The 22831-nt window shown below is 71.4% G+C and carries 25 protein-coding genes and 4 pseudogenes; 17 read left to right on the top strand and 12 right to left on the bottom strand.

The features are described 5' to 3' along the window. Window positions 1–7: 7 nt before the first annotated feature. A complete protein-coding gene (locus tag O7599_RS13065) occupies window positions 8–1090 on the bottom strand; it encodes a substrate-binding domain-containing protein (protein WP_281622319.1) in 1083 nt (360 codons plus the stop codon). 245 nt (window positions 1091–1335) lie between these two features. Here O7599_RS13065 and O7599_RS13060 point away from each other — a divergent pair, with 245 nt between their 5' ends. Together O7599_RS13060 and O7599_RS13055 are read left to right on the top strand one after the other, a co-directional pair. Further along, window positions 1336–2220, top strand: coding sequence for an SDR family NAD(P)-dependent oxidoreductase (locus O7599_RS13060; protein WP_281622318.1), 885 nt, complete (start codon window positions 1336–1338; stop codon window positions 2218–2220). A gap of 93 nt (window positions 2221–2313) precedes the next feature. Further along, a complete protein-coding gene (locus tag O7599_RS13055) occupies window positions 2314–2859 on the top strand; it encodes a pyridoxamine 5'-phosphate oxidase family protein (protein WP_281622317.1) in 546 nt (181 codons plus the stop codon). Window positions 2860–2928: 69 nt separating this feature from the next. On the opposite strand, the gene O7599_RS13050 is transcribed toward O7599_RS13055, so the two are convergent. Together O7599_RS13050 and O7599_RS13045 are read right to left on the bottom strand one after the other, a co-directional pair. Further along, window positions 2929–4185: a cation:proton antiporter gene (locus tag O7599_RS13050; protein ID WP_281622316.1), complete on the bottom strand. Its 1257-nt coding sequence runs from the start codon at window positions 4183–4185 to the stop codon at window positions 2929–2931. Between the two features lie 134 nt (window positions 4186–4319). Next, window positions 4320–5153 (bottom strand): class I SAM-dependent methyltransferase, encoded by an 834-nt coding sequence (locus tag O7599_RS13045; RefSeq protein ID WP_281622315.1) that lies wholly within the window; start codon window positions 5151–5153, stop codon window positions 4320–4322. Window positions 5154–5247: 94 nt separating this feature from the next. Here O7599_RS13045 and O7599_RS13040 point away from each other — a divergent pair, with 94 nt between their 5' ends. Further along, window positions 5248–6084 (top strand): class I SAM-dependent methyltransferase, encoded by an 837-nt coding sequence (locus tag O7599_RS13040; RefSeq protein WP_281622314.1) that lies wholly within the window; start codon window positions 5248–5250, stop codon window positions 6082–6084. 127 nt (window positions 6085–6211) lie between these two features. Here O7599_RS13040 and O7599_RS13035 read toward each other — a convergent pair whose 3' ends face one another. After that, entirely contained in the window at window positions 6212–6862 is a 651-nt protein-coding gene (locus O7599_RS13035; RefSeq protein ID WP_281622313.1) for a choice-of-anchor M domain-containing protein, read from the bottom strand. 384 nt (window positions 6863–7246) lie between these two features. Here O7599_RS13035 and O7599_RS13030 point away from each other — a divergent pair, with 384 nt between their 5' ends. From O7599_RS13030 to O7599_RS13005, 6 genes are all read left to right on the top strand, one after another. Continuing rightward, window positions 7247–8497: a choice-of-anchor M domain-containing protein gene (locus O7599_RS13030; RefSeq protein ID WP_281622312.1), complete on the top strand. Its 1251-nt coding sequence runs from the start codon at window positions 7247–7249 to the stop codon at window positions 8495–8497. Between the two features lie 37 nt (window positions 8498–8534). Then, window positions 8535–10262: a choice-of-anchor M domain-containing protein gene (locus tag O7599_RS13025; protein ID WP_281622311.1), complete on the top strand. Its 1728-nt coding sequence runs from the start codon at window positions 8535–8537 to the stop codon at window positions 10260–10262. Further along, complete coding sequence (locus tag O7599_RS13020) at window positions 10259–11851, top strand: anchored repeat ABC transporter, substrate-binding protein (RefSeq protein WP_281622310.1); 1593 nt, start codon at window positions 10259–10261, stop codon at window positions 11849–11851. The genes O7599_RS13025 and O7599_RS13020 overlap by 4 nt, the downstream gene beginning before the upstream one ends. Next, window positions 11851–12792, top strand: coding sequence for a TIGR03773 family transporter-associated surface protein (locus O7599_RS13015; RefSeq protein ID WP_281622309.1), 942 nt, complete (start codon window positions 11851–11853; stop codon window positions 12790–12792). The genes O7599_RS13020 and O7599_RS13015 overlap by 1 nt, the downstream gene beginning before the upstream one ends. Window positions 12793–12860: 68 nt before the next feature. Beyond that, window positions 12861–13559 carry an anchored repeat-type ABC transporter ATP-binding subunit gene (locus O7599_RS13010; protein ID WP_348652625.1) on the top strand — a complete coding sequence of 233 codons (699 nt, stop codon included), beginning with the start codon at window positions 12861–12863 and terminating at the stop codon, window positions 13557–13559. Then, window positions 13556–14485 (top strand): anchored repeat-type ABC transporter permease subunit, encoded by a 930-nt coding sequence (locus O7599_RS13005; RefSeq protein WP_281622307.1) that lies wholly within the window; start codon window positions 13556–13558, stop codon window positions 14483–14485. Before O7599_RS13010 ends, O7599_RS13005 begins: the two co-directional genes overlap by 4 nt. A gap of 101 nt (window positions 14486–14586) precedes the next feature. Here O7599_RS13005 and O7599_RS13000 read toward each other — a convergent pair. Both O7599_RS13000 and O7599_RS12995 read right to left on the bottom strand, forming a co-directional pair. Beyond that, a pseudogene (locus O7599_RS13000) lies at window positions 14587–14712 on the bottom strand (cobalamin biosynthesis protein CobW); the annotation flags it as partial. 15 nt (window positions 14713–14727) lie between these two features. After that, window positions 14728–14808 (bottom strand): annotated as a pseudogene (locus O7599_RS12995) (50S ribosomal protein L31); the annotation flags it as partial. Between the two features lie 115 nt (window positions 14809–14923). Here O7599_RS12995 and rpmB point away from each other — a divergent pair. Continuing rightward, window positions 14924–15160, top strand: a complete 237-nt coding sequence (gene rpmB, locus O7599_RS12990) for a 50S ribosomal protein L28 (RefSeq protein ID WP_281622306.1) — start codon at window positions 14924–14926, stop codon at window positions 15158–15160. Continuing rightward, window positions 15160–15465, top strand: coding sequence for a 30S ribosomal protein S14 (rpsN, locus tag O7599_RS12985; RefSeq protein ID WP_281622305.1), 306 nt, complete (start codon window positions 15160–15162; stop codon window positions 15463–15465). Before rpmB ends, rpsN begins: the two co-directional genes overlap by 1 nt. A gap of 77 nt (window positions 15466–15542) precedes the next feature. Here rpsN and O7599_RS12980 read toward each other — a convergent pair whose 3' ends face one another. The 4 genes and pseudogenes from O7599_RS12980 to O7599_RS12965 form a co-directional block, all read right to left on the bottom strand. Further along, window positions 15543–15980, bottom strand: a complete 438-nt coding sequence (locus tag O7599_RS12980; RefSeq protein ID WP_281622304.1) for a hypothetical protein — start codon at window positions 15978–15980, stop codon at window positions 15543–15545. Window positions 15981–16062: 82 nt separating this feature from the next. Continuing rightward, a complete protein-coding gene (locus tag O7599_RS12975) occupies window positions 16063–16479 on the bottom strand; it encodes a nuclear transport factor 2 family protein (protein ID WP_281622303.1) in 417 nt (138 codons plus the stop codon). Between the two features lie 186 nt (window positions 16480–16665). Further along, window positions 16666–17685, bottom strand: coding sequence for a hypothetical protein (locus O7599_RS12970; protein WP_281622302.1), 1020 nt, complete (start codon window positions 17683–17685; stop codon window positions 16666–16668). A 359-nt stretch (window positions 17686–18044) separates the two neighbouring features. Further along, window positions 18045–18274, bottom strand: a pseudogene (locus O7599_RS12965) (IS256 family transposase); the annotation flags it as partial. Window positions 18275–18605: 331 nt separating this feature from the next. Here O7599_RS12965 and O7599_RS12960 point away from each other — a divergent pair. From O7599_RS12960 to O7599_RS12950, 3 genes are all read left to right on the top strand, one after another. Next, entirely contained in the window at window positions 18606–19097 is a 492-nt protein-coding gene (locus O7599_RS12960; protein ID WP_281622301.1) for a DUF2975 domain-containing protein, read from the top strand. Next, window positions 19097–19318 (top strand): helix-turn-helix transcriptional regulator, encoded by a 222-nt coding sequence (locus tag O7599_RS12955; protein ID WP_054237256.1) that lies wholly within the window; start codon window positions 19097–19099, stop codon window positions 19316–19318. Before O7599_RS12960 ends, O7599_RS12955 begins: the two co-directional genes overlap by 1 nt. Before the next feature lie 83 nt (window positions 19319–19401). Beyond that, window positions 19402–19686 carry a hypothetical protein gene (locus O7599_RS12950; protein ID WP_281622300.1) on the top strand — a complete coding sequence of 95 codons (285 nt, stop codon included), beginning with the start codon at window positions 19402–19404 and terminating at the stop codon, window positions 19684–19686. 223 nt (window positions 19687–19909) lie between these two features. Here the strand turns inward: O7599_RS12950 and O7599_RS12945 are convergent, their stop codons facing one another. After that, on the bottom strand, window positions 19910–20299 hold the full coding sequence (locus O7599_RS12945) for a hypothetical protein (RefSeq protein WP_281622299.1): 390 nt from the start codon (window positions 20297–20299) through the stop codon (window positions 19910–19912). 113 nt (window positions 20300–20412) lie between these two features. Between O7599_RS12945 and O7599_RS12940 the strand changes: the two genes are divergently transcribed. Then, window positions 20413–21222, top strand: coding sequence for a helix-turn-helix transcriptional regulator (locus O7599_RS12940; protein WP_281622298.1), 810 nt, complete (start codon window positions 20413–20415; stop codon window positions 21220–21222). After that, window positions 21215–21436, top strand: a complete 222-nt coding sequence (locus O7599_RS12935) for a DUF397 domain-containing protein (protein WP_281622297.1) — start codon at window positions 21215–21217, stop codon at window positions 21434–21436. Before O7599_RS12940 ends, O7599_RS12935 begins: the two co-directional genes overlap by 8 nt. Window positions 21437–21565: 129 nt before the next feature. Here the strand turns inward: O7599_RS12935 and O7599_RS12930 are convergent, their stop codons facing one another. After that, window positions 21566–22159, bottom strand: coding sequence for a hypothetical protein (locus O7599_RS12930; protein WP_281622296.1), 594 nt, complete (start codon window positions 22157–22159; stop codon window positions 21566–21568). A 170-nt stretch (window positions 22160–22329) separates the two neighbouring features. On the opposite strand from O7599_RS12930, the pseudogene O7599_RS12925 reads away from it, so the two are divergent. After that, a pseudogene (locus O7599_RS12925) lies at window positions 22330–22720 on the top strand (IS5/IS1182 family transposase); the annotation flags it as partial. Between the last annotated feature and the right edge of the window lie 111 nt (window positions 22721–22831).

The following is a 22831-nucleotide window of genomic DNA, read 5'->3' as shown; positions in this document are numbered from 1 at the left end:
ACGTCTCCTAGCCGCGGGCCCGGGCCGCCATCTCGCGCAGCACCTCGGCCGTGGGGACGGGGGCCTGCCGGACGCCGGTCAGGGTCTGGTTGAGGTAGGCGGTGTACGGGGCGGTGGCCGCGGTGAACTCGGCGGCGGCGCCCTGCGGGCGGAAGCCGTGCCGTACGGCGAGCGCGCGCAGCCGCTTGTCGGTGCGGAGGAGTTCGCCGATCCGGCGCCCCTCCTCGGTCACGGGGACGACGGTGTGGTCGCTGGAGACGGTGGTGTCCGGGTAGAGGACCGTCAGGTCGCCCGGATCGTTCTTCGCCAGCAGCAGACCGGCGACCTGCTGCTCGTAGACCAGGACGAGCGGGTTGCCCACGCCGCTGACGAAGTCCCGGAACGGGCCGTCGGAGCTGGCCTGCTGCGCCCCCTGCACCTGGACCAGCTTGCGCAGCAGCCCGCCGGTGCGGTCCAGACCCGCCGGATCGGCCACCACGGTGCCCCCGTTGGCGACGAACGAGGCCGCGGCCAGATACAGGGCGCCGGAGTTGGAGCTGAGCGGGTCGGTGCTGGAGACGAAGAGCGTGCCGCTCAGCTCCTGCCGTCCGCTCGTTCCCTTCAACTGCTGCCAGGTCGTGTCCCGTTGCGCGGCGCGCACGTACTCCGCCATCCGGAGCGTGCCTGTCGTCCGGTCAGGGCCGGTGAGCGTGGCCAGGCCGTTGTCGGCCAGGACCTCCGCGGTGCTCCGGTGGGTGACCACGACCAGCGGGGAGTAGAACGGCCGCACCAGGCCGCCCCGCACCTTCGACCAGCGGCTCAGCTCGTCGGCCGCCGCCGAACTGGACGGGAACGCGAAGTCGTACTCCTTCAGCGGCAGATCCCGCATGCTCCACGAGCCGGCGGTCTCCGCGCGCACGGTGAAGCCCCGGTCCGCCAGGGCCTTCACCACCTCCGGATCCTCGAAGAACTCCGCCTTCTCGGATCCGATCACTCCACGCACGGTCGTCGTTGCCGTGCGGGCGTCCTCCTTGTCGCGGCCTGACACCACGGCGGCGGCGACACCGCCGATCAGCAGAACCGCCAGGACGATTCCCAGAATTCGTCTCACGGGGGGCAGCCTGCCCCCCGGAGTCGGCTATTCCGGCGGTCCTGGGTGAACGGAGGGTATCCGGGCTGTCGCAGCAGCGCTGCGGGACTCAGCCGCGGAGAGCTTCCGCTGGGTGGGGCGAGGGCGGCCTGGGCCGCCGTCAGGTCCTGCCACCCGGTCGGCTTAACGCAATGGCTTTGACACAACCCCGTGCGCGTGATGCAGTGGTAACGCATGGACATTGCGTTATCTCCGGAGGGACGGGCATGACCTCGGTATTCTTCGTCACGGGAGCCTCCCGCGGGCTCGGCCGCGCGATCGTCGAGGCCGCCCTGGCGGCCGGACACCGCGTCGTGGCCACCGCCCGTCGCGCGCAGGCACTCGACGACCTGGCCGCCCGGTACGCCGACCGCGTCCACGTCGAGCCCCTCGACGTCACCGACCCCGCCGCGGCGCAGGCCGCCGTGGCGAAGGGGCACGCCGCCTTCGGCCGCCTCGACGTCGTCGTCAACAACGCCGGCCAGGGTGACCGGGTCGCGCTGGAGGACACCGACCTGGACGTGTTCCGGCGGCAGATCGAGACCAACTTCCTCGGCACGGTCTACGTGACCAAGGCCGCTCTTCCGCTGCTGCGCCGGCAGGGCGGTGGCCGGATCATCCAGATCTCCTCGGTGGGCGGGCGGCTCGGCACCCCGGGCATGACGGCGTACCAGTCCGCGAAGTGGGCCGTCGGCGGCTTCAGCGAAGCCCTGGCCGCCGAGGTCGGCCCGCTCGGCATCAGGATCACCGTCGTCGAGCCCGGCGGGATGCGGACGGACTGGGCCGGCGCGTCGATGGAGACGCCGCGGATCAGCGCACCGTACGACCAGACGGTCGGGGCCTCGGCGCGCGCGATGAAGGACTTCGAGAAGGTCGCCAACTCGGACCCCGCCAAGGTGGCGGGTCTCGTCCTCCGGGTCGCCGGGATGGCGGAGCCGCCGCTGCGCCTGCTCGCCGGCAGTGACGCCTTCGAGTTCGGCCGTACGGCATGGCGGCAGCGCCTGGAGATCGACGACCGGTGGGAGGAGCTCAGCCGGACCACCGACGTCGACGGGTCGGACACGTCGTGGCAGGACCAGAGGGGGACGAGCGTGCCCGACGTGAACGCCTGATCGCGTGTCCGTTAGCGGCTGTCGCCCGTGGCGCGCCCGACCGCCGGGCCGGGCTGCGTAGCCTTCGTGGCCGGCAGAGGAAAGGAGTTCCGCATGTCCCCGAAACAGCCCACGGCCGAACTCGACGCCCGCTACAGCGCCGCCCTCAACCCGCGCCCGGGCGCGGAGAACGTCACCGCCACCGACTGGGCCGAGGCCGAGAGCCGGCTGAAGGCCGCCGAGGTCTTCTGGATCACCACGGTCAGGCCGGACGGCCGGCTGCACGTCACGCCGCTGATCGCCGCCTGGCACGACGGGGCGCTGCACTTCAGCACCGGGCCGGAGGAGCAGAAGGCGAAGAACCTGGCCGGCAACGACCACTGCGCGCTCACCACCGGGCAGAACTCGCTCGCCGGAGGGCTCGACATCGTGGTCGAGGGCACGGCGGAGCGGGTGACGGACCGGGCGCGGCAGGACGAGGTCATCGCCGCGTTCGAGGCGCAGTACGGGGATCACATCACCTCGCCGGAGGGGGTCTTCCACGGCTTCGGGAACAGCATCCGCGAGGGGAAGGACCTGCTGTTCGCGGTGGCACCGGGCACGGCGTACGGCTTCGGGCACGACGGCCAGGTCTTCAGCCACACCCGCTACACGTTCTAGCGGACCGGGGCGAAGAAGGCGGTGAGCCGGGCGCCGGCGTCTGACGGGAACGTACGGCGCCGCCGGCCGTCACGACCGGGCGCGGTCCGCTCCCGGCTGCCGCTGCTTCGGTACGTCGTGGCCCCCAGCCCTGTCCGTCTCGTTCGGCAGGCCGACGAGGTCCTCGACGTCGAACATGCGGGCGATGGGCACGTCGGTACTGGAGTGGGCGACGATCGAGAACGCGATGCAGACCGCGATCAGCGTGAACGCCTCCTCGCCCTGCGGGACCTCGGCCTGCAGCACCAGCAGCCCGTAGACCACCGACGCGAAGCCCTTCGGCCCGAACCAGGCGGCGGTCAGCCGCTCACGCCGGTCGAGACGGGTCCCGATCAGGGACAGCAGCAGCGAAGCCGGCCGGATCAGCACGATGGCCAGCACCGCCGCCACGTACCCGCCGAACGAGAGGTCACCGAACAGCTCCGGCGTCAGCAGCGCCCCGAAGACCAGCAGTGCGGCGAACTTCGCCAGCTCCGTCAGTGACTCCCCCAGCGGCTCGAACGCACTCTTGCCCTCCGGGGAGAGGGACGCGAGGACCGCGCCGGCGGAGAACGCCGCCAGGTAGGGGTTGGAGTGGGTGAGGTGGCAGACCGCGTACAGGATGACCGCCACGGCCAGGGGCAGCAGCGGCTGCAACCTGGGCTCCGGGCCCAGCAGCCGGAACCGCACCAGCCAGTGCACCACCGCCGGCGCCGCGACCCCGAGCGCCAGGCCGCCGACCAGTTCCAGGCCGATCTTGCCGAGGTCCGCCTCGGCGCCGTGCCCGGTCGGCCCGGCGGTGGCGATCAGGATGAGCACCACGGGCAGCGCGAGGCCGTCGTTGATGCCGCTTTCGACATTGAGCAACTGACGCAGCCGCGCCGGTACTTCCTTGCGGCTCACGATGGCCGAGGCGAACACCGGGTCGGTCGGTGCCAGTACCGCACCCACCAGAAGGGACGTCGTCCAGTCCAGTCCCACCACGAAGTGCGTCACCAGCGCCATACCGACGAAGGCCAGCGGCATGCCGAGTGCCAGTGCGCGGGCGGGGTTCCGCCAGGCGCTGCGCAGCGCGGGGAACGACACGTGCATGCCGTCGGTGAACAGCACGGCGAACAGCGCGAGATCGGCGGTCACCGCCACCAGGTCGCTGTCCGGCGTGATGTGGATCAGACCCAGGAAGCCGTCGCTGACGAGGGCGCCACCGACCAGGAACAGCAGCGACGTGGAGAGTACGGAGCGGGCCGCCAGGCCCGACAGCAGCACCGCCACCAGCAGCGCCACCCCGAAGACCGCGATGAGTACCACGACAGAAGCCCCCCGATCAGCAAAGAGATCAATCCCCTGCTCGCCGACCAGACTTCCCGGCACACCGCCGGGAACCCTATCCCACTCCCGCGCGCCCCTCCACCTCTGTACGCCGGCCGGCGGCCGTCACCCGGTCATCGTGCCGAACTCGACGACGTCTGCAGGGTGAACAGGTTCAGCCGGTATGCCCTGGTCTGTGGGAGAGAACGCATCACCGGCAGCAGCGCCCGCATGCGGAGGGGAAGCGCGGTTCTCACGGCCCGGGGTGGAGTCGCGAGCGTGTGGCCGGCGGACAGCGTGACGCCCGGGTGCCACGACTCGATCTCCCGGGGATCGTCGCAGGCCCATTCGAGCGTGGCGGACATCTTCCTCAGCGGGTCGCGCCGCCGTTGGTCCCGTCGCCGCTGGTTGCGCAGGATCCACTCGCCCCAGGTGTCGAAGGCCAGCGTGGCGTCGGGAAAGTCGTCCCTGATCCGGCCGACCACGCCGCGTGCGTCGGCCTCGGTGAGGTAGATCAGCACCGCCTCGGCGACGAAGAAGTACGGAGCGGGATGCTCACGTACGCGGGCGGCCCACGTGTCGTCCACGACGGAGGCGGCGATCATCGAACGCCGATCGCTCTCCTGGAACAGTTTCCGCCGCAGTTCCATGGAGTCGGGCAGGTCGAGTTCGACCCAGTGGCAGGCCCCGTTGTCGAGCCGTTCGAACCGCGTGTTCAGCCCCGCGCCGATCTCGACCACCGTGCCCCCCGGATGCTCACGCAGGAAACCGGCGACCCAGTGATCGAAGATCAACCCGCGCAGGACCGAACCCTCGAGACTCCGGTCTCCGTCGAACTTGGCGAAGTCGTAGTCGATCGCTTCGACGATCTCCACGGCACGCGGATCCCTCGCCATCGGATGGCGCTTGCGGGTCTCGACGGCCCGTCCGTAGAGCGGAATCAGCAGCGTCTCCTGTGCCGGGCCCAACGTGATCTGGTGTCTGTCCGTCATGTTCGGTGTCCCTGGGGTTGATGGGCGTTCGGGGTGACACTCCGTGATGAGAATGATTATCATCTCTACTATGACTGTGTCCGGCCGACAAGATGACACGCGGCGCGCCTTCGACGCCGCCGCCGCCGACTTCACCGCTCTCGGGCGCCATCTGTGGGGACCCATCGGGGTCGCGACCGTGGCGGCCGCCGGGATCGGTCCGGGTGATCGCGTCCTCGACGCCTGTTGCGGTGCCGGCGCATCCGCCCTGCCCGCGGCGGAGCTGGTGGGCGCGGAAGGGGTGGTGGACGCGGTCGACCTGTCGGACCGGATGATCGGTGAGCTGCGCCGGCTGTCGGACGGCCTGCCGCAGGTGCGCGCCCATGCCGCCGACGTGACCTCGTGGGACGCCGGCGGCTACGACGTGGTGCAGTCCGCGCTCGGCATCTTCTTCCTCCCCGACATGCCGGCCGGCACCGAGCGCCTGATCGGGCTGGCCCGCCCCGGCGGCCGGATCGTGTTCACCATCTGGCGCGGGGACGCGATGGCAGCCGCCGGCCGGCACCTCGGCCGGGCCGTGGCCGCGGCCACCGGCAACCCGCCGCCCGGGGAACGAGAGCCACACCTGATCGACCGGATCAACCAGGCCGACAGCTACGCCGCCTGGCTGACCGAGCGCGGCCTGACCGGGGTGGAGGTGGTGACACACGAGCTGCGGGTGACCATGACCCCCGAGCTGGCCTGGCTGGTGGTGACCGGGTCCGGCTACCGGGGCGCCATCGCCGCGCTCGACCCCGGCACCGTGGCAGACGTGCGCGAGCGCTACCTCGGCTCCCTCCGTGCCGACGGGGTCACCGAACTCGACGCCACCACCCTGATCGGCGCCGGCAACGCGCCCGCCGGCCCCGGGCGGGCGAGCCGGGCCTGACCCACGCCGACGAGGCCGGCGGTGGCGCCGCGGCGATCGTCCGTGCGCCCAGGCCGGCGCCGAGGTCGACGACGGGCCCGTCCGGGCCGGGCGGCCCGGACGGGCTCGGGGTCACGCGGGGCTCAGGTCACGCGCCGACCTTGAAGGTCAGCTCGTACGGCGGGGAGGTGACGACGGTGCCGTCGAGCAGTGTCGTGGCGACCTCGATGGTGGCGGTGTAGTCGCCCGGCTCTTCGAAGGCCCAGTTCATGTGTTCGTGCCCGCCGGCGGCGACCTCGGTGACGTCCGGCAGGCCGTCGCCGCTGTCGAAGCGGATCTCCGGCGAGCCGGCTGTGCCGACGTCGAAGACCGAGAAGTCGCCCGGGCCCTGGAGGTCGGTCAGGGTGAAGCTGACGGCGTCGCCCCGGGTGGCTCCGGGCTCGACTCCCTCGGCCGAGAGTCCGGCGAACAGGACGTCGGGGTTGTGGGTCTGGGGAAGGATCCAGACGGGATCGCCCGGATTGCCGAGGAAGGCGAACCGCTCGTCGTCGGGCACGGTGGTCTCGGACTCGGGCACGGCGTGCAGGACGACCTCGCCGGGGTCGTACGAGACCGGCCCGCCGTCCGCGTCGTGCTTGAGGTGGATGTGGAAGTGGTCGACGTGCAGTTCGACGTCGAGGACGTCGACGTGGCCGGTGGAGAGGGTGACGGGTTCGGCCGCCTGCGCGGTGCCCGGGCCGGCGACGAACGCCAGTCCCAGGGCGCCGAGCGAGACGACGAGCTTTGAGCGCATGTTCATCAGGGGATCTCCTCCGAGGTCTGCTGGACGTGCTCGACGTGCCGCCGCGCGGACTGACGTGACACGGCCCGCCCGTGGGCCCGGCGTGCACGTCGTGCGGCGGATTGCGGTGGCGCGGTTCATCGGTGGCGGTGCCTGCGGTGCAACGGGCGGACGCGTCTGCCGACACGGCCGGGCGCGCGGCTGCCGGCCCAGGCGTCACGCCTGGCGTGGCGTCACATTGGAATGATAATCGTTATCAATTAGCGAGGGAAGGGGGTTCGGTGTTATTGAAAATGATTACCATCGCAGGTATCGTGCTGTCGCGTCGTACGCACACCAGTGCGTGCCCGGGGGCTTCGTCGCCGTCATCCCGGAGACGGACACAACTGCAGATGAGGGGCGATGAGAGCAACCAATCGGCCGGTCCGGGTGCTTGCGGCCCTGGTCCTGGCCGCGGCCGGGCTGGTGTCGGTCGGCGCCGCGGGCGGCGGTGACGGGGATGCTGCACCCGTCACGCCGCCCGCGGCGTCTGTGGCCGCGTCGGCTGCCGGAGACGTGGTGGACGAGCGCACCGTCATCGACAGGGGACATGTGGACGCGGTCGCGCCGCGTCTGGTGGACGGTGAGTTCCGCACCCTGCTGAAGGACAGCCGCGAGCCCGCCAACGTGATCTGGCGCGAGCCGACTTCGGTGGTCATGCACCTCACCCCTGCGGGCAGGCAGACGATCCCCGACCCGGCCGGAGGGCTGGCGTACATCGGTGAGCCCGGTGATGTCTTCCACCTGATCCCGCAGGCGCAGGATCCGGAGGTGCTGTGGGCGGGGTGGAACACCGAGGAGTTCGCCGCCGCCGACCTGGACGGCCGCCTGAAGCTGTCCCTGGACGAGGTGGAGGGCCCGGGCTCGCTCGTCGTCTGGGCGTGGTCGACGTTCGGTGAGCCGCTGCCCAGGTTCGACACCCGCGACGGCCTGCCGGACGGCTACGACGTGCCGGGCGGTACGCATGAGCACGCCAACTGGGCCTTCACGGAGGAGGGCGTGTACCGGATGACGTTCACCTTCTCCGCGACGCTCGCCTCCGGTGAGGAGGTCTCCGACAGCCAGGTCTTCACCATGGCGGTCGGCGACATCGATCCGGACGACGTGACGTTGCCCGGTGACGGCGGCGGCTCCTCAGATGGCGGCACTTCGGACGGCGGCACCACGGACGGTGGCACCACGGACGGCGGCGCAGACGACGGCGGCACCTCCGACGGCGGGTCCGGCGGCGACGGTGGCTCTTCCGACGGCGGCACCGCCGACGGGGGCTCCGGCGGCACGACGGACGCCGGAAGCAGTGACGGTGGCTCTTCCGGCGGCGGCACGAGCGGGAGTTCCGGCGGCGTCACCGCGGCCGGCGCCTCCGTCGGTGAGGGTACGGACGGCGGTGGCTCCTCCGGGGGCGACACGGGAGCCGCAGGGGTGGCCGGCGGCAGCGACGGCGGGGCGGCCAAGGGCGGCGGGCTTGCCAGCACCGGATCCGCCGGGGTGCTTCCGCTGGCGGTGGCCAGCGCGGCGCTCATCGCCGTGGGGGCCGGAGGTTTCGTCTACGTCAACCGCAGAAGGGCGCGTCCCGCCGGCGGTGACGTGGCCGCGGACACGGCACGCGCCTGACCTGAAGACCCCCGAACGCGAAGGAGCAGTCATCCCCATGGGAGCAAGAAGGAACGTCCGCTGGACCGCCGCCGGCATCGTGGGTTCCGTGGCTCTGGCCGCGGCGGGTACTCCCGCGGCGGTCGCGGGCCCCGCGGCGCCCGGCGGGGGCAGCGGCTCCGGCGGCGCGGCAGACGTCGTGTTGTCCCTCGACGAGGGCACGTTGACCCTCGGTCTCGGCCCGGGGGCACGGGACGCCGGCGACGGCGGGACGGCGGACCTCGAACTCGGCCCCGAGTCCGGGACCACCGTGCCCGAGGACTCCGCCTACGGCTTCCTGGGCCGGCCCGGCGCCCCGGTGTGGGTCCTGGACGGCGCGGTGGCCGGCGACGCCGGTGCGCCGCGGTGGGACACGTCCGGCGTACCGGCGGACGCGCTCGCGGACGGTGCCGAGGGCGCCGTGGAGTGGGCGTTGACCGGGGTGGAGGGGCCGGGGGACGTGGCCGTCTTCGAGCCGCTCGCGGCCGGCGCGGACGGCTCGGCCGGCGCGGGCTCCGACGCCGGTGACCCGGCCGAGGACGCACAGCGGCCGCGGGTGCTGTTCGACAGCAGTGACGGGCTGCCGGACGGCCGGGCGCTGCCCGCCGCCGACACCGGGGAACTGGCCTGGGCGTTCGACGAGCCCGGGGAGTACCGCATCACCTCCGAGGCGACGGCCGACCTCGCCTCGGGGGAGTCGGCGACGGCCAGTGCGGAGTGGACGGTACGGGTGACGCCGCGGGACACCGGTTCCCCGGCCCCTCCTCCGGCCTCCCCCGATCCGGCCCCGCCCGCCGGTGACGGCGCACGTCCGGGCGCGGCCCCAGGCGGTGCGGGGGCTGCCGCGGGCTCCGGCGGCTCCCGTACCGCCGACTCGGCGGGCACGCTTCAGTCGGACATCGCGACCGAGAAGGTGGTGATCGACGACGGGCACGTCGACGCGATCGCCGGCCGCATGGTGAACGGCAGGCTGCGCACGCTGTTCAAGGACAGCCGCAATCCGGGGGACATCGTCTGGCGTGAGCCGTCCTCGGTGGTCATGCACGTCGTCCCCGAGGCGAAGGAGAAGGTTCCCGCAGGCGGCGGCTACGACTTCCTGGGCGAGGCGGGCGGCGACTTCTGGCTCGTACCCCAGGTGCAGAAGCCGGGCGTCGTGTGGGCGGGGTGGAACACGGAGTCCCTGGACGGCGGTGACCTGAACGGTCCGGTCGACATGGCGTTGACCAAGGTCAGCGGCCCGGGTGAGCTGGCGATCTGGTCGACCGCCGGGCTGGGCGGCGCGGAGGTGCTGTACAACTCCCGGGACGGGCTGCCGGACGACCGCGAGGTCGGCCTCGGGGTGCACGCGCACGCCAACTGGGGCTTCAGCAAGGAGGGTGTCTACAAGGTCACGTTCCGGCTGAGCGGTGAGAAGCCGAACGGGCAGGCGACCTCGGACACCCGCACGTACACCTTCGCGGTGGGCGACGTCGACCCGGGCACGGTGAACCCGGGCGGCGGCAGCGGCGACGGGAGCGGAACCGGCGGGCCGGGCGGCGGCTCCGGCAGTGGCGCGGACGGCGGCGGTTCCTCGGATCCGGGTGGATCCGACGGCGGTGGCGGCAGCATGGCGCACACCGGCGGTGCCCCGGTCGGAGCGCTGGCAGCGGGTGCGGGCGCGCTCGTGCTCGGCGGCGCGGCGGCCGTCGCCCTCGGCCGGATACGCCCGCGTACGGTGTCCGCGGCCGGCGGTGACGCCGCGTCATGACGCCCCGTACCGCGCGCCGTCGAGGTGCGCTGCGCACCGCGTCCGCCGGCGCGACCGCCATGGCCGCCCTCGCGCTGGTGCTCGCCGGGTGCGAGGGCCACGCCCGTCCGGACGCGGCGGAGGAGAACCCGGACGCGGAGCTGAGGGTCGTGACCACCACGGAGATCCTCGCCGACCTGGTCCGCCGGGTCGGCGGGGAGCGCGTGCAGGTCGACTCGGTCGTGCCGCCCGGAGGCGATCCGCACTCCTACGAGCCCACCCCGCAGGATGCGGAGAAGGTCACCGAGGCCGACGTCACCTTCACCAACCACCTGCTGCTGGAGGAGCACGCCCTGATCAAGACCGTCGACGCCAACGCCCGCGAGGGCACGCCGAACGTCTCGCTCGCCGAGGCGTCGGAGACCTACGGCGCGAACGTCATCCCGCTGGTCGAGGACGTCGGCCTGGACGTGCTCTGGCTGGGCCTGCGGGTGCGCGGCGACGGCGAGGCGCGCGGCGCCGGCCGCTCCTCCGACATCCTGCTGTCGGCGACCGACGTGAGCGGGCCGGGCGAGCTGGTGGCGTACCTGACCGAGTCCCTGGGGAAGCCGAACAGGTACTTCGACTCCACCGACGGCTTCTCCGCGGCGGACACCACCTCCCTGCCGCCGGCCGCACACACCCATCTCAACTGGGCCTTCACCGAACCCGGGGTGTACGAACTCACCCTTCAGGCCCGCCTGAAGAACCCCGGCGGCGAGCCGCAGCCGGTGGGCGAGGGCACGTTCACGTTCGCGGTCGGCGTCGACCCGCACACCGTGGCGGACAAGGGCGACACCATCCTCGACGAGGGACACACCGACCTGACGGTCAACATCGACACCGGACGGATGTCCGCGTACACCGACCTGCGCACCGGCGGCGAGGAGCAGGAGGAGATACCGCCGGGCGACGTCGTCGTCGACGTGCCCAACCGCGCGATCGAAGAGGTGCCGAAGGAGGAGGAGTTCTCCTTCCTCGGCCGGCCGGGAGAGCCGGTCCACCAGCTTCCGCAGGCCGTCCTGGGCAAGCACGTGCACGGAGAGATCGACCCCCATCTGTGGCAGGACGTGCAGAACGCGAAGGCGTACGCGCAGTTGATCCGCGACACGCTGAAGAAGGCCGACCCGCAGGGCGCGGACGCGTACGACGCGGGCAGTCGCGCGTACGCGCGTGAACTGGACGACCTCGATCGCTACGTGGGCGACCAGATCGGCCGGATTCCCGCGGAACGGCGGCAGTTGATCACCACGCACGACGCGTTCGGCTACCTGGCCGACGCCTACGGCATGACCGTCGCCGGCTTCGTCGTGCCCAACCCGGCCCAGGAGCCCAGCGCGGACGACGTCGAGAAGCTGACCCGCACGATCAACAACCTCGGCGTCCCGGCCGTGTTCATGGAGCCCAACCTCGTCCGGCGCGCCTCGGTGCTCACCCAGGTGGCCGAGGACCAGGGCGTGGAGGTGTGCAAGCTGTACGGCGACGCCTTCGACGAGAACACCCGGCACTACACCGACATGATGCGGCACAACGCCGACGAGTTGCGCCGCTGTCTCGGAGGCTCCGCCTGATGACCCGTCACCGCACCCGACGCGCCCTGCCCCTGGCCGGCGCGCTGCTGACCGCCCTGCTCACCGCCGCCCCCGTCGCGGCCCTCTCGCCCGCCCAGGGCGACGAGTCCGAGGCCGCGGCGAAGACGGGCACCGGCCGCACGGTCGTCGGCGACGGCCACATCGACATCGGCCCGCGCTTCGACGACGGCACCTGGACGGTGCAGATCCGCGACGACACCGTGGAGCCGCCGACGTGGCGGAACACCGACGACGTCGTCCTGCACGTCACCGACGCGGCCGGGGTCGAGGTGCCGGGGGGTGAGGAGTTCTCCTTCCTCGGCGAGCCCGGCGGCCGGGTGTGGCTGCTGCCGCAGGCGCAGCAGGCGGGGGTGCTGTGGCCGGGCTGGAACAGCCAGGAGCCCGAGGTCGCCGCCCGCGTCGAGCGCGAGGTGACCTGGCAACTGACCGGCGTCGAGGGCCCGGGCGACTTCGTGCTCTTCCTCAACGGCAGCTTCGGCGCCCCGCAGATCCTCTTCGACGGACGCAAGCCGCTGCCGCAGGAGACGGGCATCGAGACGGGCTCCCACGTCCACGGCAACTGGGCCTTCACCGAACCCGGCACGTACCTGATAGAGGTGCGGATGAGCGCGACCACCAAGGACGGCACCGAGCACGAGGACACCCGCACCCTGCGGTTCTCCGTGGGACCGCAGAACCCGGAGAGGGCCTTCGCCGCGGCCGGGGCGGCGCGGGGCGAGCACACCCCCGGGGCGTCCGCGGGCGAGGAGGAGCGAACGGGCCCCGCGCGGGACGACGTTGCGTCCTCGGGGGAGGCCACCGACGACTCCACCGCGCCGCTGTGGTGGGGCGTGGGAGCCGCCGCGCTGGTGGCGGCCGTCGCCGGCACCCTCGTCTGGCGCCGCGGCCGCGGCCCGAGCGCGGGCGGGGGCGAGCGGTGACCGCCACGGTGCGCGAGACGCCGCCGGTGCTCGACGTCCGCGGCCTCGGCGTGGAACTCGGCGGGCGGATGGCGATCGAGGACGTCGACCTGGCCGTACGGGCCGGGGAGCTGGTCGGCCTGATCGGCCCGAACGGGGCCGGCAAGACCACCCTGCTGCGCGCCGTCCTCGGCCTGCTCATCCCCTCCTCGGGCACGATCGACCTGGCGGGGCAGCCCGCGGTGCGGGGTCGCGGCAGCGTCGGCTACGTCCCCCAGCGCCACGAGTTCGCCTGGGACTTCCCGCTGCCCGTGCACAAAGCCGTGATGACCGGCCGCACCCACCTCGTCGGCTGGCTGCGCCGCCCCGGCCGCGCCGACCGCGAGGCCGTCGACGACGCGCTGGAGCGGGTGGCGATGACCGGGCTGCGCGACCGCCCCATCGGCGAGCTGTCCGGCGGGCAGCGCCAGCGCGTGCTGGTCGCCCGTGCCCTTGCCGTACGCCCCGGGCTGCTCCTGCTCGACGAACCGTTCACCGGACTCGACGTGCCCACCCAGGAGTTGCTCACCGACCTCTTCACCGGCCTGCGCACGGAGGGCAAAGCCCTGCTGATGACCACCCACGACCTCCCCCAGGCCGCCGACATCGCCACCCGGCTGTGCCTGCTCAACCGCACCGTCGTCGCCGACGGCGAACCCGCCGCCCTGCGCGACCCCGCGATCTGGCTGCGCGCCTTCGGCGTGACCAGGTCCGAGGCGCTGCTGACCTCACTGGGAGTCAACCGGTGAGCGCCGTCGCCGACTTCCTCACCGACCCGTGGCAGCACGTGTTCATGCAGCGGGCGTTCGCCGTCGCGGTCATGTGCAGCATCGTCTCCGGCGTCGTCGGCTGCCACGTCGTGCTGCGCGGCATGGCCTTCATCGGCGACGCCGTCTCCCACGCGGTCTTCCCCGGGGTCGCCGTGGCCTTCGTCCTGGAGTTCAACCTCGTCGTCGGCGGGGCGGTGGCCGGACTGCTCACCGCGCTCGCGGTCGCGGTGTTCTCGCAGAACCGCCGGCTGAAGGAGGACAGCGTCATCGGCGTGTTCTTCGCCGCCGCCTTCGGCCTGGGCATCGTCATCCTCAGCACCGCCCCCGGCTACAGCGGCTCCCTGGAGTCGTTCCTCTTCGGCCAGATCCTCGGCATCAGCAACGGCGACGTCCGCACCGTCGCCGTGATGGGCGCGGTCGTCCTGCTCGCCGCCGCGGCCGTGCACAAGGAACTGGTCACCGTCAGCCTCGACCGCGAAACCGCAAGGTCCGCGGGCCTGCCGGTCTTCGGCCTGGACATCCTGCTCTACGCGCTCGTCACGGTCACCGTCGTCATCGCCCTCCAGGCCGTCGGCAACATCCTCGTCCTCGCCCTACTCATCACCCCCGCCGCCTGCGCACGGCTGCTGACCGACCGCATCGGCGCGATGATGGCCCTGGCCCCGGCCATCGGCGCCGGCTCCGCGATCGTCGGCCTGTACCTCTCGTACCACCGCAACCTCGCCGCCGGCGGACTCATCGTCCTCGTCGCCACCGGCGCCTTCGTCCTGTGCTGGCTCTTCGCACCCCGCCACGGGCTGCTCGCCGGGCGCCGCAAGCGCGACATGCGCCGGACGGGCGGCGACGCGCCCGTAGCGAGGGAGGAGCCGAACGCTCCGGCCGCGGCCGGACCGGCCGGGGGCTGACGAGCGCCTCGACTGAACGGCTGTGCCCAACGCCCGCATGCCTCGGCCCCGGAGATTCCGTCCCCGGGGCCGAGATCGTGCGCGTGTGCGTCAGCCGACGGCGACATGCGGGGCCGGCCCCGGTCCCGTACGCCGTCGGCGTCGCGCACGGTGCGGGGCATGCGGTTGCCCTCGACCGCCTCCAGGTCGTGGTGGACGGCGACGGCGCCGGGCACGGCGCGCAGCAGGGACTCGACGGCCGCTGTGCGGGTGAGGAAGGCGAAGTTCGCGGCCCGGTCGCGGAAGACGACGGGGCCGTAGGAGGGGTGGATGCCAGGCTGCATCTGGGGGGCTCCCTTCAGCGCTCTTCGATGCCCCGCAGTAGATATCGTAACGGTTTTCATTTTCATGTATGGTCCTCTCAGGCCGCAGGAACCCACCGATCGGAGGAACCGCCCGATGTCTGCCCGATGCCAGATGACGGGGCGCACGCCCGGCTTCGGCAACAACGTCTCCCACTCCCACCGCCGCACCCGCCGGCGCTTCGACCCCAACATCCAGCGCAAGCGCTACTGGCTGCCCAGCGAGCGCCGGTACGTCCGGCTGACGCTGAGTGCCAAGGGCATCAAGGCCATCGACGTCATGGGCATCGAGAGCGCGGTCGCGCGGATGCGCGCCCGGGGGGAGAAGATCTGATGGCGAAGACCAGCAAGATCGCGAAGAACGAGCGGCGGCGGGCCGTCGTCGCCCGCTACGCCGCGCGCCGCGCAGAACTGAAGGAACTCATCCGCAAGCCCTCCACGCCGCCTGACGTGCGCGAGGCGGCCCAGCGTGAGCTGCGGGCGCAACCTCGCGACGCCAGCCCCACCCGGGTACGCAACCGCGACGGCGTCGACGGCCGCCCCCGCGGCTACTTCCGCGCCTTCGGCCTGTCGCGCATCAACCTCCGCACCCACGCCCACGCCGGACACCTGCCCGGCGTCCGCAAGTCGAGCTGGTGACGCGCCGGCCTGAACCTCCGCCGGTACGCCGGTGGCGGTGCCGTTCCGCGGTCGCGGTTCTCGTGCGCGTACGCGGTTCAGCCCCGGCGCCGGCGCGGGTCCCGGGTCAACTGGAGGCTTCGTACGGCCGCCCAGGCGAGCACCGCGATCAGGGCCGGCGACCCGACAACCACCACGAACCCGGCGCCGATGTTGGCGCCGACGCACCCGGCCGTGAGGATCCGCCAGCCGACCGCCGCGCCGATCCCGGCGAGGACCAGCGGGCCGATCACCTGCCACCACCGCCAGTCGAACCACTCCAGGCTGGTGGCGACCAGGAGCACGGCCGCGCATACGACGGTGGTGATCAGTCCGCCGATGCCGAGCACGGGCTCCAGCCCCGAGGGCAGTTCCGGCGGTCGGACGGCGTAGTCCAGGTCGTCGAAGTCGGCGTCCTGCTGACCGACGGCCCACCACACCCAGACCGGGCAGGACAGCACGAGACCCACGGCCGCGACGGCGGAGAGTTGTCTCATGGAGCCATGGTCCGCGGCGCGGGGGGACATGGCATGAGTACGTGTACTCATGGCGGCAAGCCGACTCGACCGGCTCGGCGGCTCAGCCGCGGTGCGGGCCGTCGCCGGTGCCCGGGGGTGTGTCGGTGGCGAAGGTGGCGTGCGCCGCGATGATCTTCCAGCCCGCCCGGTCGCGGAGCCACGTCCGGGTGTAGCGCAACCGCGCACGCAACGGCTGCCCGCCGACCGAGCCCTCCAGCGTGCCGAGGAACCAGGTGACGCCGGTGCCGGCGGTGGCAAGCACCCGCAGGTCCTCTTCCCTGAGGCTGGTCAGCACCTGGTGGCCGGTCTCGTGGGCGCGTAGGTCGTCGGCCTTCGTGTAGAGGTGTCCGTCCGGCCCGGTGAACCGGCCCTCGTCGTCGAGCAGCTCGGACAGTGCGTCGACGTCGGAGGCGAGCTGGGCGGCCTGGAGGCGCCGTTCTGCCGCGCGGAGGCTCTCGGTGTGATCGTGGTCGTGCATCTGCCCAGCATGGCGGCCCGGCCGCCGGCGCGCCCTCTCACTCTGCTCCGGGCAGATCGCCGGACCCTCACCCCCGGGACCCCGAACAAGGCACCCACCTGTTCGCCGCCATCGTCGACGTCCCCGGCGACGCCGTGACCCCGCCGGTCGCCACCGCCTGGCAGCGGCAGAGCGCGGGCAGCGGCGTCAGGCGAGAGAATCGAAGGACCAGGCGCGGATGCCATCCGGGCCCGAGGCGATGAATACTCGACCATCCGGGGTGAACGAGGCGACGATCTGGTCGGAGCCGGTCCCGAGCACGTGGCCGTTGGTGGCGTCGAACAGCACGGCCAGGTAGTCGTCAGCGGTGAAGACGACCGGGCCGCGGCTGGTCCAGCACGCTCGTGTGTACAGCGCCGCCCAGGGCAGCGTGGCATCGATCGTGAGTGCGGGATCGGCCACCTTCACGTCCGTTCGCTCCCCGTCCGCTGTGAACAGACAAGCGGTCGGACGGTCTCCACCGGCTGCAACAAGCCCGCCACCGTCCGGGGAGAACGCCAGCGCGTGCACCGCGGGAAGGCCGGTCTCCCAGGTGGACAGGGCAGCACCGGGTGTCACCTCCCGCACCGAGACCCGGCCGTCCGGCCGGGCGTACGCCAGACGCCGACCGGTGTGGTCCAGCGCGACAGGCCCGCTCGCATCCGGCACGGTCAGCAGCACACGACCGGTAACCGAGTCGGCCACGTTCACCGCCTTCGCCACCGGGCTGCCGCTGGCGAGCCATCGCCCGTCGCCGGACCGGGCGAGCCGGTCGAAATCCAGGTCGTCGAAGTCCAGGTCGCCGTCCCGGTCGTCATCCTCCTCCTCAGGTACGCCGCCGACGGCGAACCTGTGTCGGAGGACTCCGTCGAGGCCGTATGTTCCCGGAGAATCGCCGCCACCGCCAACGTCCGCGTACCCGACGGTCACCTGCGCACCGTCAGGACTGAACACCGCGTCCACCGCCGTCGACTGTTTCGCCAGTACGGCAATCTGGTCCGGCTCTTCGGCCTCGGGATCCGGCCGCAGCAGCAGCACCTCACCGAGATCGTTGTTGCCGGTCGCGCCCGCCCCGGCCAGTACCACGCTCAAGTCGTTCGGGCAGGCGACAACGCTGAGGTGGAAGTATTCGTCAAGCCGACACAGCAGCCGATGCGGAGCGTCTATCACAGCCGCTGATCTTCTCACGGACGGCAAGGTGGTCTCGTTGCGAGTCTGATTTTCCTTTCGCGGCCCAGCCGCGCATCCCGCGAGGATGTGCTCCTCCGTCAACATCCCCGACTTCGGTGACTCGCCGACCCCCGTACCGTCGCCACCCTGGCGGCTGCCGACGAACAGGCAGGCTGGGACGGGCTCTTTCGTCTTGGGACCACGTCCTGCACCGATGCCACCGGGGACGCGCCTTCTGGGACCCGGCTGCGTTCACCCGGGGTGGCCTGGGTGGCGGCCGGCGCCTCCGGGGGGGGGCGAGTGCGCGCCTTCGGGCGAAAGTCTGGCCGGGTAGGTGATTTGTGCTGGTTTCGAGGGTGGGTCCCCCCGAGTTCGGACAGTGAGAGCACCATCTCGTCCACGCCGGTCAGCCGCCGCTGCCGCTTCTTCACGAGCTGCGGCTCGAAGGTTCCCTCTCCCGGCCGGCCGCATGGTGCTTCTCGTAGCCGAGGTGATCGGTCATCTCCCCATCAAGGGCGGACTCGATCACCCACTTGGTCCGCTGCTGCGGCAGCCCGCCCTCACCGATCAGATGCAGGCCCTCCACCCGAGCCCGGTCGACCAGCATCCCGATCAACTGGTCATCCACCACCGGCTCCCGGCCACCAGCCTCCGCCGCCGCCTCGTTCTCAACCTCGGGTACAACGTCAGTCATTCGGTGTCACTCCATGATCCAGTTCCACCGTCCGTTGTGCACGCCCAAATAGATCGCGAAACCAGACTGGAGTACTAAGCGTGGTCGACTTCGGCAAGATCGGAAACCTTGGCATCGGGCATGCCGTGGGAGGGGGCGGCGGCATCCCGCCGTGGTGCGGGACCGCCGCCCGCCTGCGCCCAGTCCTTGCTTCGCCTATCGATATTCGATAGATTCCCATCGTAGCTCGATGGGAGGATGGGTCATGGGAAAGCTGACGGTGCGTGCGCTGCGCGTCGTGCTGGTGGTGGTGCTCACCGGCACCGTGTTCGTACAGGCACTGATGGTGTGGGCGTTGGTCAGCGGGAGCGACCCGGAGGACGGGTCGCTCCCGCTGACCCCGCTGCGGGTGATCACGATCCTGGGCATCGGGACGGCCCAGGTCGCACTGGTCTGTGTATGGCGACTGGCAACGATGGTGCGGCGCGAAACCGTGTTCTCCCACGCCGCCTTCCGGTACGTGGACGTCATCATCGGCGCGATCGTTGCGGCCGCTCTCGTGTGGTTCACGGTCACGGCCCTGAACGCGCCGGGCCAGCGGGACGACCCGGGCGTCACCCTCATCATGGGCGGGGTTGGCGTGGCCATCCTGGGCGTCGCGCTCATCGTGCTCGTGCTGCGGATGCTGCTCGCCCAGGCCGTCGCGCGCTACGTCGAAGCGGCACAGATGCAGGCCGAGTTGGACGAGGTGATCTGATGCCGATCGCCGTCGACATCGACGTCATGCTGGCCAGGCGGAAGATGTCCGTGGGCGAGCTCGCGGACCGCGTGGGGATCACGCCCGCCAATCTGGCGGTACTCAAGAACGGCCGCGCCAAGGCGGTGCGCTTTGCGACGCTCGCCGCGCTCTGCGAGGTGCTCAAGTGCCAGCCGGGCGACCTGCTTCGCTGGGAGGCCGAGGACACCGCGGGCGAATAAACCGTCTCTGCCGACGCGCCATCGCCGATCCCGCTTGTCTTGACCGACTCCGCGAGCATCCCGGCGCCGTACCAGGGGTCAGCATGAGGACCGTCTACGCGGTCACCAGCCTCACTGCGGAGCAGGCCACGCCCGCCGAGCTCGCTACGCTGATCCGCAGCCGCCGGAAGATCGAAGCCCTGCACCACGTCCGAGACGTGACGTTCGCCGAGGACGCCTCGCAGCTACGAACCGGCTCCGTACCCCGCGCCATGGCGACTTGGCGCAACCTCGCCAACGGCGCCCTTCGCCTCGCCGGGAAGAGCAGCAACGCCGCCGGCCTCCGGCGCAACGCCAGCCGACCTCTTGCCCTCCTCGGACTCACGTGATCACGAAACGGACGTCACGCGACGACGCCGAAGCCCTGTTTTGCACCCGGCCTCTGGATCGCCGGACAGTCCGCAGCCGTTCACACACGCCGACATCCCCGGCATCGCGCTGACACGCGTCGCCGCGATGCGGAACGGCGAGGCGGCGGCACTTTCGAGTGTGGCGGTGGGCTGTTCCCGCCCGAAGGCGCACTCTGCTCACGCCGCCGCTGCTGCCGCTGACTCAGACGCCGTAACGCTGCGCGTACCTATCAAGGCTTCGGCCTCCGTCGAGAAGGAACTCCAACCGCGCACACAAATGCTCGGCGTCGCTGCGGGTCAGCTCCAGGTTGCTGGTCGTCCCCGGTTCTCCGCGGAGGGGGACGACCACCCGCGCGCCGTCGTCGGCGGTGAAGGGCAGGACCTTGGCGTCGCGCCGGAGGACCCTGCCCAGGATGACGTCTGCGCGAACCTCATCCTCGGGGCCGTAGCCTTCCGCCGAGTGCGCCTCTCGCTTGTGGCGCTTGATGAGCACACGGGCGTCTGTCTCCTTGGAGCCGTCCCGCGTGGTGATGGCGTTGCGCAGATGCACGGCGAGTCGCAGGCATTCCCTGCACTGAGCTTCCTCACCCATGAATTCGCTCTTTCTGTGGAATCATTGCTTTCTGTGCATCAAGCGTGACTGGGTGCGACTACGGTGCACCAGAGTTGTTCGGCTGACAGTGCGTCGTTCAAGTGGGAGGTGAGATGGAGACGTGTAAGACCCCGCGCCAGAAGTACGGCGAGGAGTTGAGGCTCCGGCGGCTGGCGAAGGGCATGACGCAGGAGGCGCTGGCCGAGGTGGTGGTGTGTTCTCCCACGCTGATCAGCCACTTCGAGGCGGGGCGGAGGCTGCCCCGGACGGAGGACGCCCACCGGATCGACCAGGCCCTGGGCACCGACGGGTTCTTCGCGCGCTGGCTGGTGAACCTTGAGGGACGTTACGCGGACCACTTCGCGGAGGCGGCGGAGCTGGAGCAATTAGCGGTCGTCATCAAGGAGTTCGCCGCCCTGGCCGTCCCCGGGTTGCTCCAGACACCCGACTATGCGCGCGCCCTCTTCCGGGCCGCACAGCCCAACCACACGGTGGAGGAACTTGACCGACGAGTGGTCAACCGGCTTGAACGGGCCCAACTCCTCGACGATCCGCAGTCTCCGGCCGTGTGGACAGTCCTCGACGAGGCCGTCATCCGGCGTGTGGTCGGTGGCCGCGCGGTCATGGCCGAACAGGTGGAGCACATCCTCGGCCTGGTTGATACCGGGCGCATCCGGCTGCACGTGATCCCCTACTCCTCGGGGGCCCACGCGCTGATGGAGGGCATGCTCAGCCTTATGTCGTTCGACGCCATGGCACCGGTGGCATACGTTGAGGGAGTGCACGTGGGGCAGTTGCTGGATGATCCGGCGCGGGTTGCGGCGTGCGTCACGTCCTACACGCTCGCGCTGGGGGACGCACTGCCTCCGTTTGAATCCATCGCTCTCCTACGGGCGGCAGCAGAGGAGTTCCGCAATGCGTGACAACGTCATCGCCGTGGCGTCGACACTGACGTCGTGGCGTAAGTCCAGCTACAGCGGGGGGAACAACGGGAGCTGCATCGAGATCGCCGACGGCCACCCCACCGTCCCCGTACGCGACTCCAAGGACCCCCACGGCCCCGCCCTCGTCTTCACTGGCGACGCCTGGCGGTCCTTCGTGGCGGCGGTCAAGGCGAACGAGTTCCCCGCCGCCTGACGCGCCTCACCCACGCACCAACACGGCCCCGGAACCCGCGGCATCACGCCACCGGCCGGGGCCGACCCATGCCGTCCTCCGCAACCGCGTGAGAACCTCTCACAGAATGAGCGGGGTGACGTCCGACGCTCACGCCGCGGCAGGCGTGCCGGCTCTGCGGCGGCGCTTGTAGTACGCAACGGTCAGCAGGGCCAGGAGCGGCCCCCACAAGATCAGCGGCGTGTAGCACGCGTAGAACCAAGCGAGTTCCCAGCCGCCGGCCTCGGTCGGGGCGTCGGCGGAAACGTCGTCGCCTCGGATCGTGGTGCCCCTCATGTCATTGATGGGCACCAGCACGGTGAACAGGAGCGTCAGCATCACGGCCCCGATGCCGGCCGGGAGGACCGCGGCCCAGGTCGGGACCTGCCGCCCGCGCAGGAGTGGGATCCAGCGGGGGAAGACCTCGCCCCAACGGGCGATCAGGCCGATTGCGGTGAACGCCAGAACCTCGGAGAGGATCGACAGGGAGGGGACATATATCCGCTCACCGAGGCTGATTCCGTCGTTGAGAACCGCCGGGAGTCGCCAAAGGCTCGAGGGTGAGACGACCAGCGGCACTGCGTAGGCGGTGAGCTGCAGCCGACGGGAGACACCGGCGACGGGCTCGTGGGCTGCCCGCCATGCCGACCGGAGCCGGCCGGCCCCAGCCGCAGCCGCGTCCTCGACGTGCAAGAGGGGCTGCATGTGACTCCTTGGTTTCGACAGGCTGGTGGCTGATCTCTCCAGCAAGGACGATCGCAGCGGTAGCCGCGCGACGAGTCACTCCGAGGACTGAACCACGCTCCACCGCCGGGCTGATGGGGGATGCGACCGTGGAGTGACGGCAGGGCGCGTCGAGCCCGGAGGCCGGGCCGCTGCGGGGAATCGTGTCGGATGTGCTGTGGGGTGCGGATCGAACCGCTGCTGCCACGGCGGGAGCGCCGATTTCGCCATCCAGGCCGTAGACCGATACGGGACCGGAAGGTGCTGTGCGGGATCCCCTCTGTGCTGTTCAGCGACATTCCCCGGGAACGTCTGCCGCGGGCTCCTCGCGGAGCTGAATGCTGCCGCACGATGGACTGGTCGCGGGCGGTGGTGGATAGCAGCCAAATTCGGCCCCTCAAAGGTGGAGCCACACCGGGCCGTCGCCGGTCGACCGGGGCCGGACCGGGGCCAAGCGCCACCCTGATCACCGACGGGCACGGCACCCCACTTGCGGTTGCCCTCATCGGCGGCCACCACAACGACGTCACCGAGCTGCTGCCACGGCAGCGGGGTCGCGGTGCTCGCGGCGGAGTACGCGGCGGTGCGCTGCTACACCGCCGCTTCCGGGGAGCGGACGGGAGGTTTGGCAGAAGCTCCATGCGGACCCGAAGA

Origin of the sequence: Streptomyces sp. WMMC500 (assembly GCF_027497195.1) — a bacterium.
In the GTDB taxonomy this organism is placed as follows: domain Bacteria; phylum Actinomycetota; class Actinomycetes; order Streptomycetales; family Streptomycetaceae; genus Streptomyces.
The sequence above is the reverse complement of the archived record's forward strand: the minus strand, read 5'-3'. Positions and strand labels throughout refer to the sequence as shown.

What these genes read in the sequence shown, in the direction of transcription:
- O7599_RS13060 (WP_281622318.1), top strand. Translation starts at nt 1,336, where the DNA reads ATGACCTCGGTATTCTTCGTCACGGGAGCCTCCCGCGGGCTCGGCCGC.
- O7599_RS13055 (WP_281622317.1), top strand. Translation starts at nt 2,314, where the DNA reads ATGTCCCCGAAACAGCCCACGGCCGAACTCGACGCCCGCTACAGCGCC.
- O7599_RS13040 (WP_281622314.1), top strand. Translation starts at nt 5,248, where the DNA reads ATGACTGTGTCCGGCCGACAAGATGACACGCGGCGCGCCTTCGACGCC.
- O7599_RS13035 (WP_281622313.1), bottom strand. Translation starts at nt 6,862, where the DNA reads ATGAACATGCGCTCAAAGCTCGTCGTCTCGCTCGGCGCCCTGGGACTG.
- O7599_RS13030 (WP_281622312.1), top strand. Translation starts at nt 7,247, where the DNA reads ATGAGAGCAACCAATCGGCCGGTCCGGGTGCTTGCGGCCCTGGTCCTG.
- O7599_RS13025 (WP_281622311.1), top strand. Translation starts at nt 8,535, where the DNA reads ATGGGAGCAAGAAGGAACGTCCGCTGGACCGCCGCCGGCATCGTGGGT.
- O7599_RS13020 (WP_281622310.1), top strand. Translation starts at nt 10,259, where the DNA reads ATGACGCCCCGTACCGCGCGCCGTCGAGGTGCGCTGCGCACCGCGTCC.
- O7599_RS13015 (WP_281622309.1), top strand. Translation starts at nt 11,851, where the DNA reads ATGACCCGTCACCGCACCCGACGCGCCCTGCCCCTGGCCGGCGCGCTG.
- O7599_RS13010 (WP_348652625.1), top strand. Translation starts at nt 12,861, where the DNA reads ATGGCGATCGAGGACGTCGACCTGGCCGTACGGGCCGGGGAGCTGGTC.
- rpmB (WP_281622306.1), top strand. Translation starts at nt 14,924, where the DNA reads ATGTCTGCCCGATGCCAGATGACGGGGCGCACGCCCGGCTTCGGCAAC.
- rpsN (WP_281622305.1), top strand. Translation starts at nt 15,160, where the DNA reads ATGGCGAAGACCAGCAAGATCGCGAAGAACGAGCGGCGGCGGGCCGTC.
- O7599_RS12980 (WP_281622304.1), bottom strand. Translation starts at nt 15,980, where the DNA reads ATGAGACAACTCTCCGCCGTCGCGGCCGTGGGTCTCGTGCTGTCCTGC.
- O7599_RS12975 (WP_281622303.1), bottom strand. Translation starts at nt 16,479, where the DNA reads ATGCACGACCACGATCACACCGAGAGCCTCCGCGCGGCAGAACGGCGC.
- O7599_RS12960 (WP_281622301.1), top strand. Translation starts at nt 18,606, where the DNA reads ATGGGAAAGCTGACGGTGCGTGCGCTGCGCGTCGTGCTGGTGGTGGTG.
- O7599_RS12955 (WP_054237256.1), top strand. Translation starts at nt 19,097, where the DNA reads ATGCCGATCGCCGTCGACATCGACGTCATGCTGGCCAGGCGGAAGATG.
- O7599_RS12950 (WP_281622300.1), top strand. Translation starts at nt 19,402, where the DNA reads ATGAGGACCGTCTACGCGGTCACCAGCCTCACTGCGGAGCAGGCCACG.
- O7599_RS12945 (WP_281622299.1), bottom strand. Translation starts at nt 20,299, where the DNA reads ATGGGTGAGGAAGCTCAGTGCAGGGAATGCCTGCGACTCGCCGTGCAT.
- O7599_RS12940 (WP_281622298.1), top strand. Translation starts at nt 20,413, where the DNA reads ATGGAGACGTGTAAGACCCCGCGCCAGAAGTACGGCGAGGAGTTGAGG.
- O7599_RS12935 (WP_281622297.1), top strand. Translation starts at nt 21,215, where the DNA reads ATGCGTGACAACGTCATCGCCGTGGCGTCGACACTGACGTCGTGGCGT.
- O7599_RS12930 (WP_281622296.1), bottom strand. Translation starts at nt 22,159, where the DNA reads ATGCAGCCCCTCTTGCACGTCGAGGACGCGGCTGCGGCTGGGGCCGGC.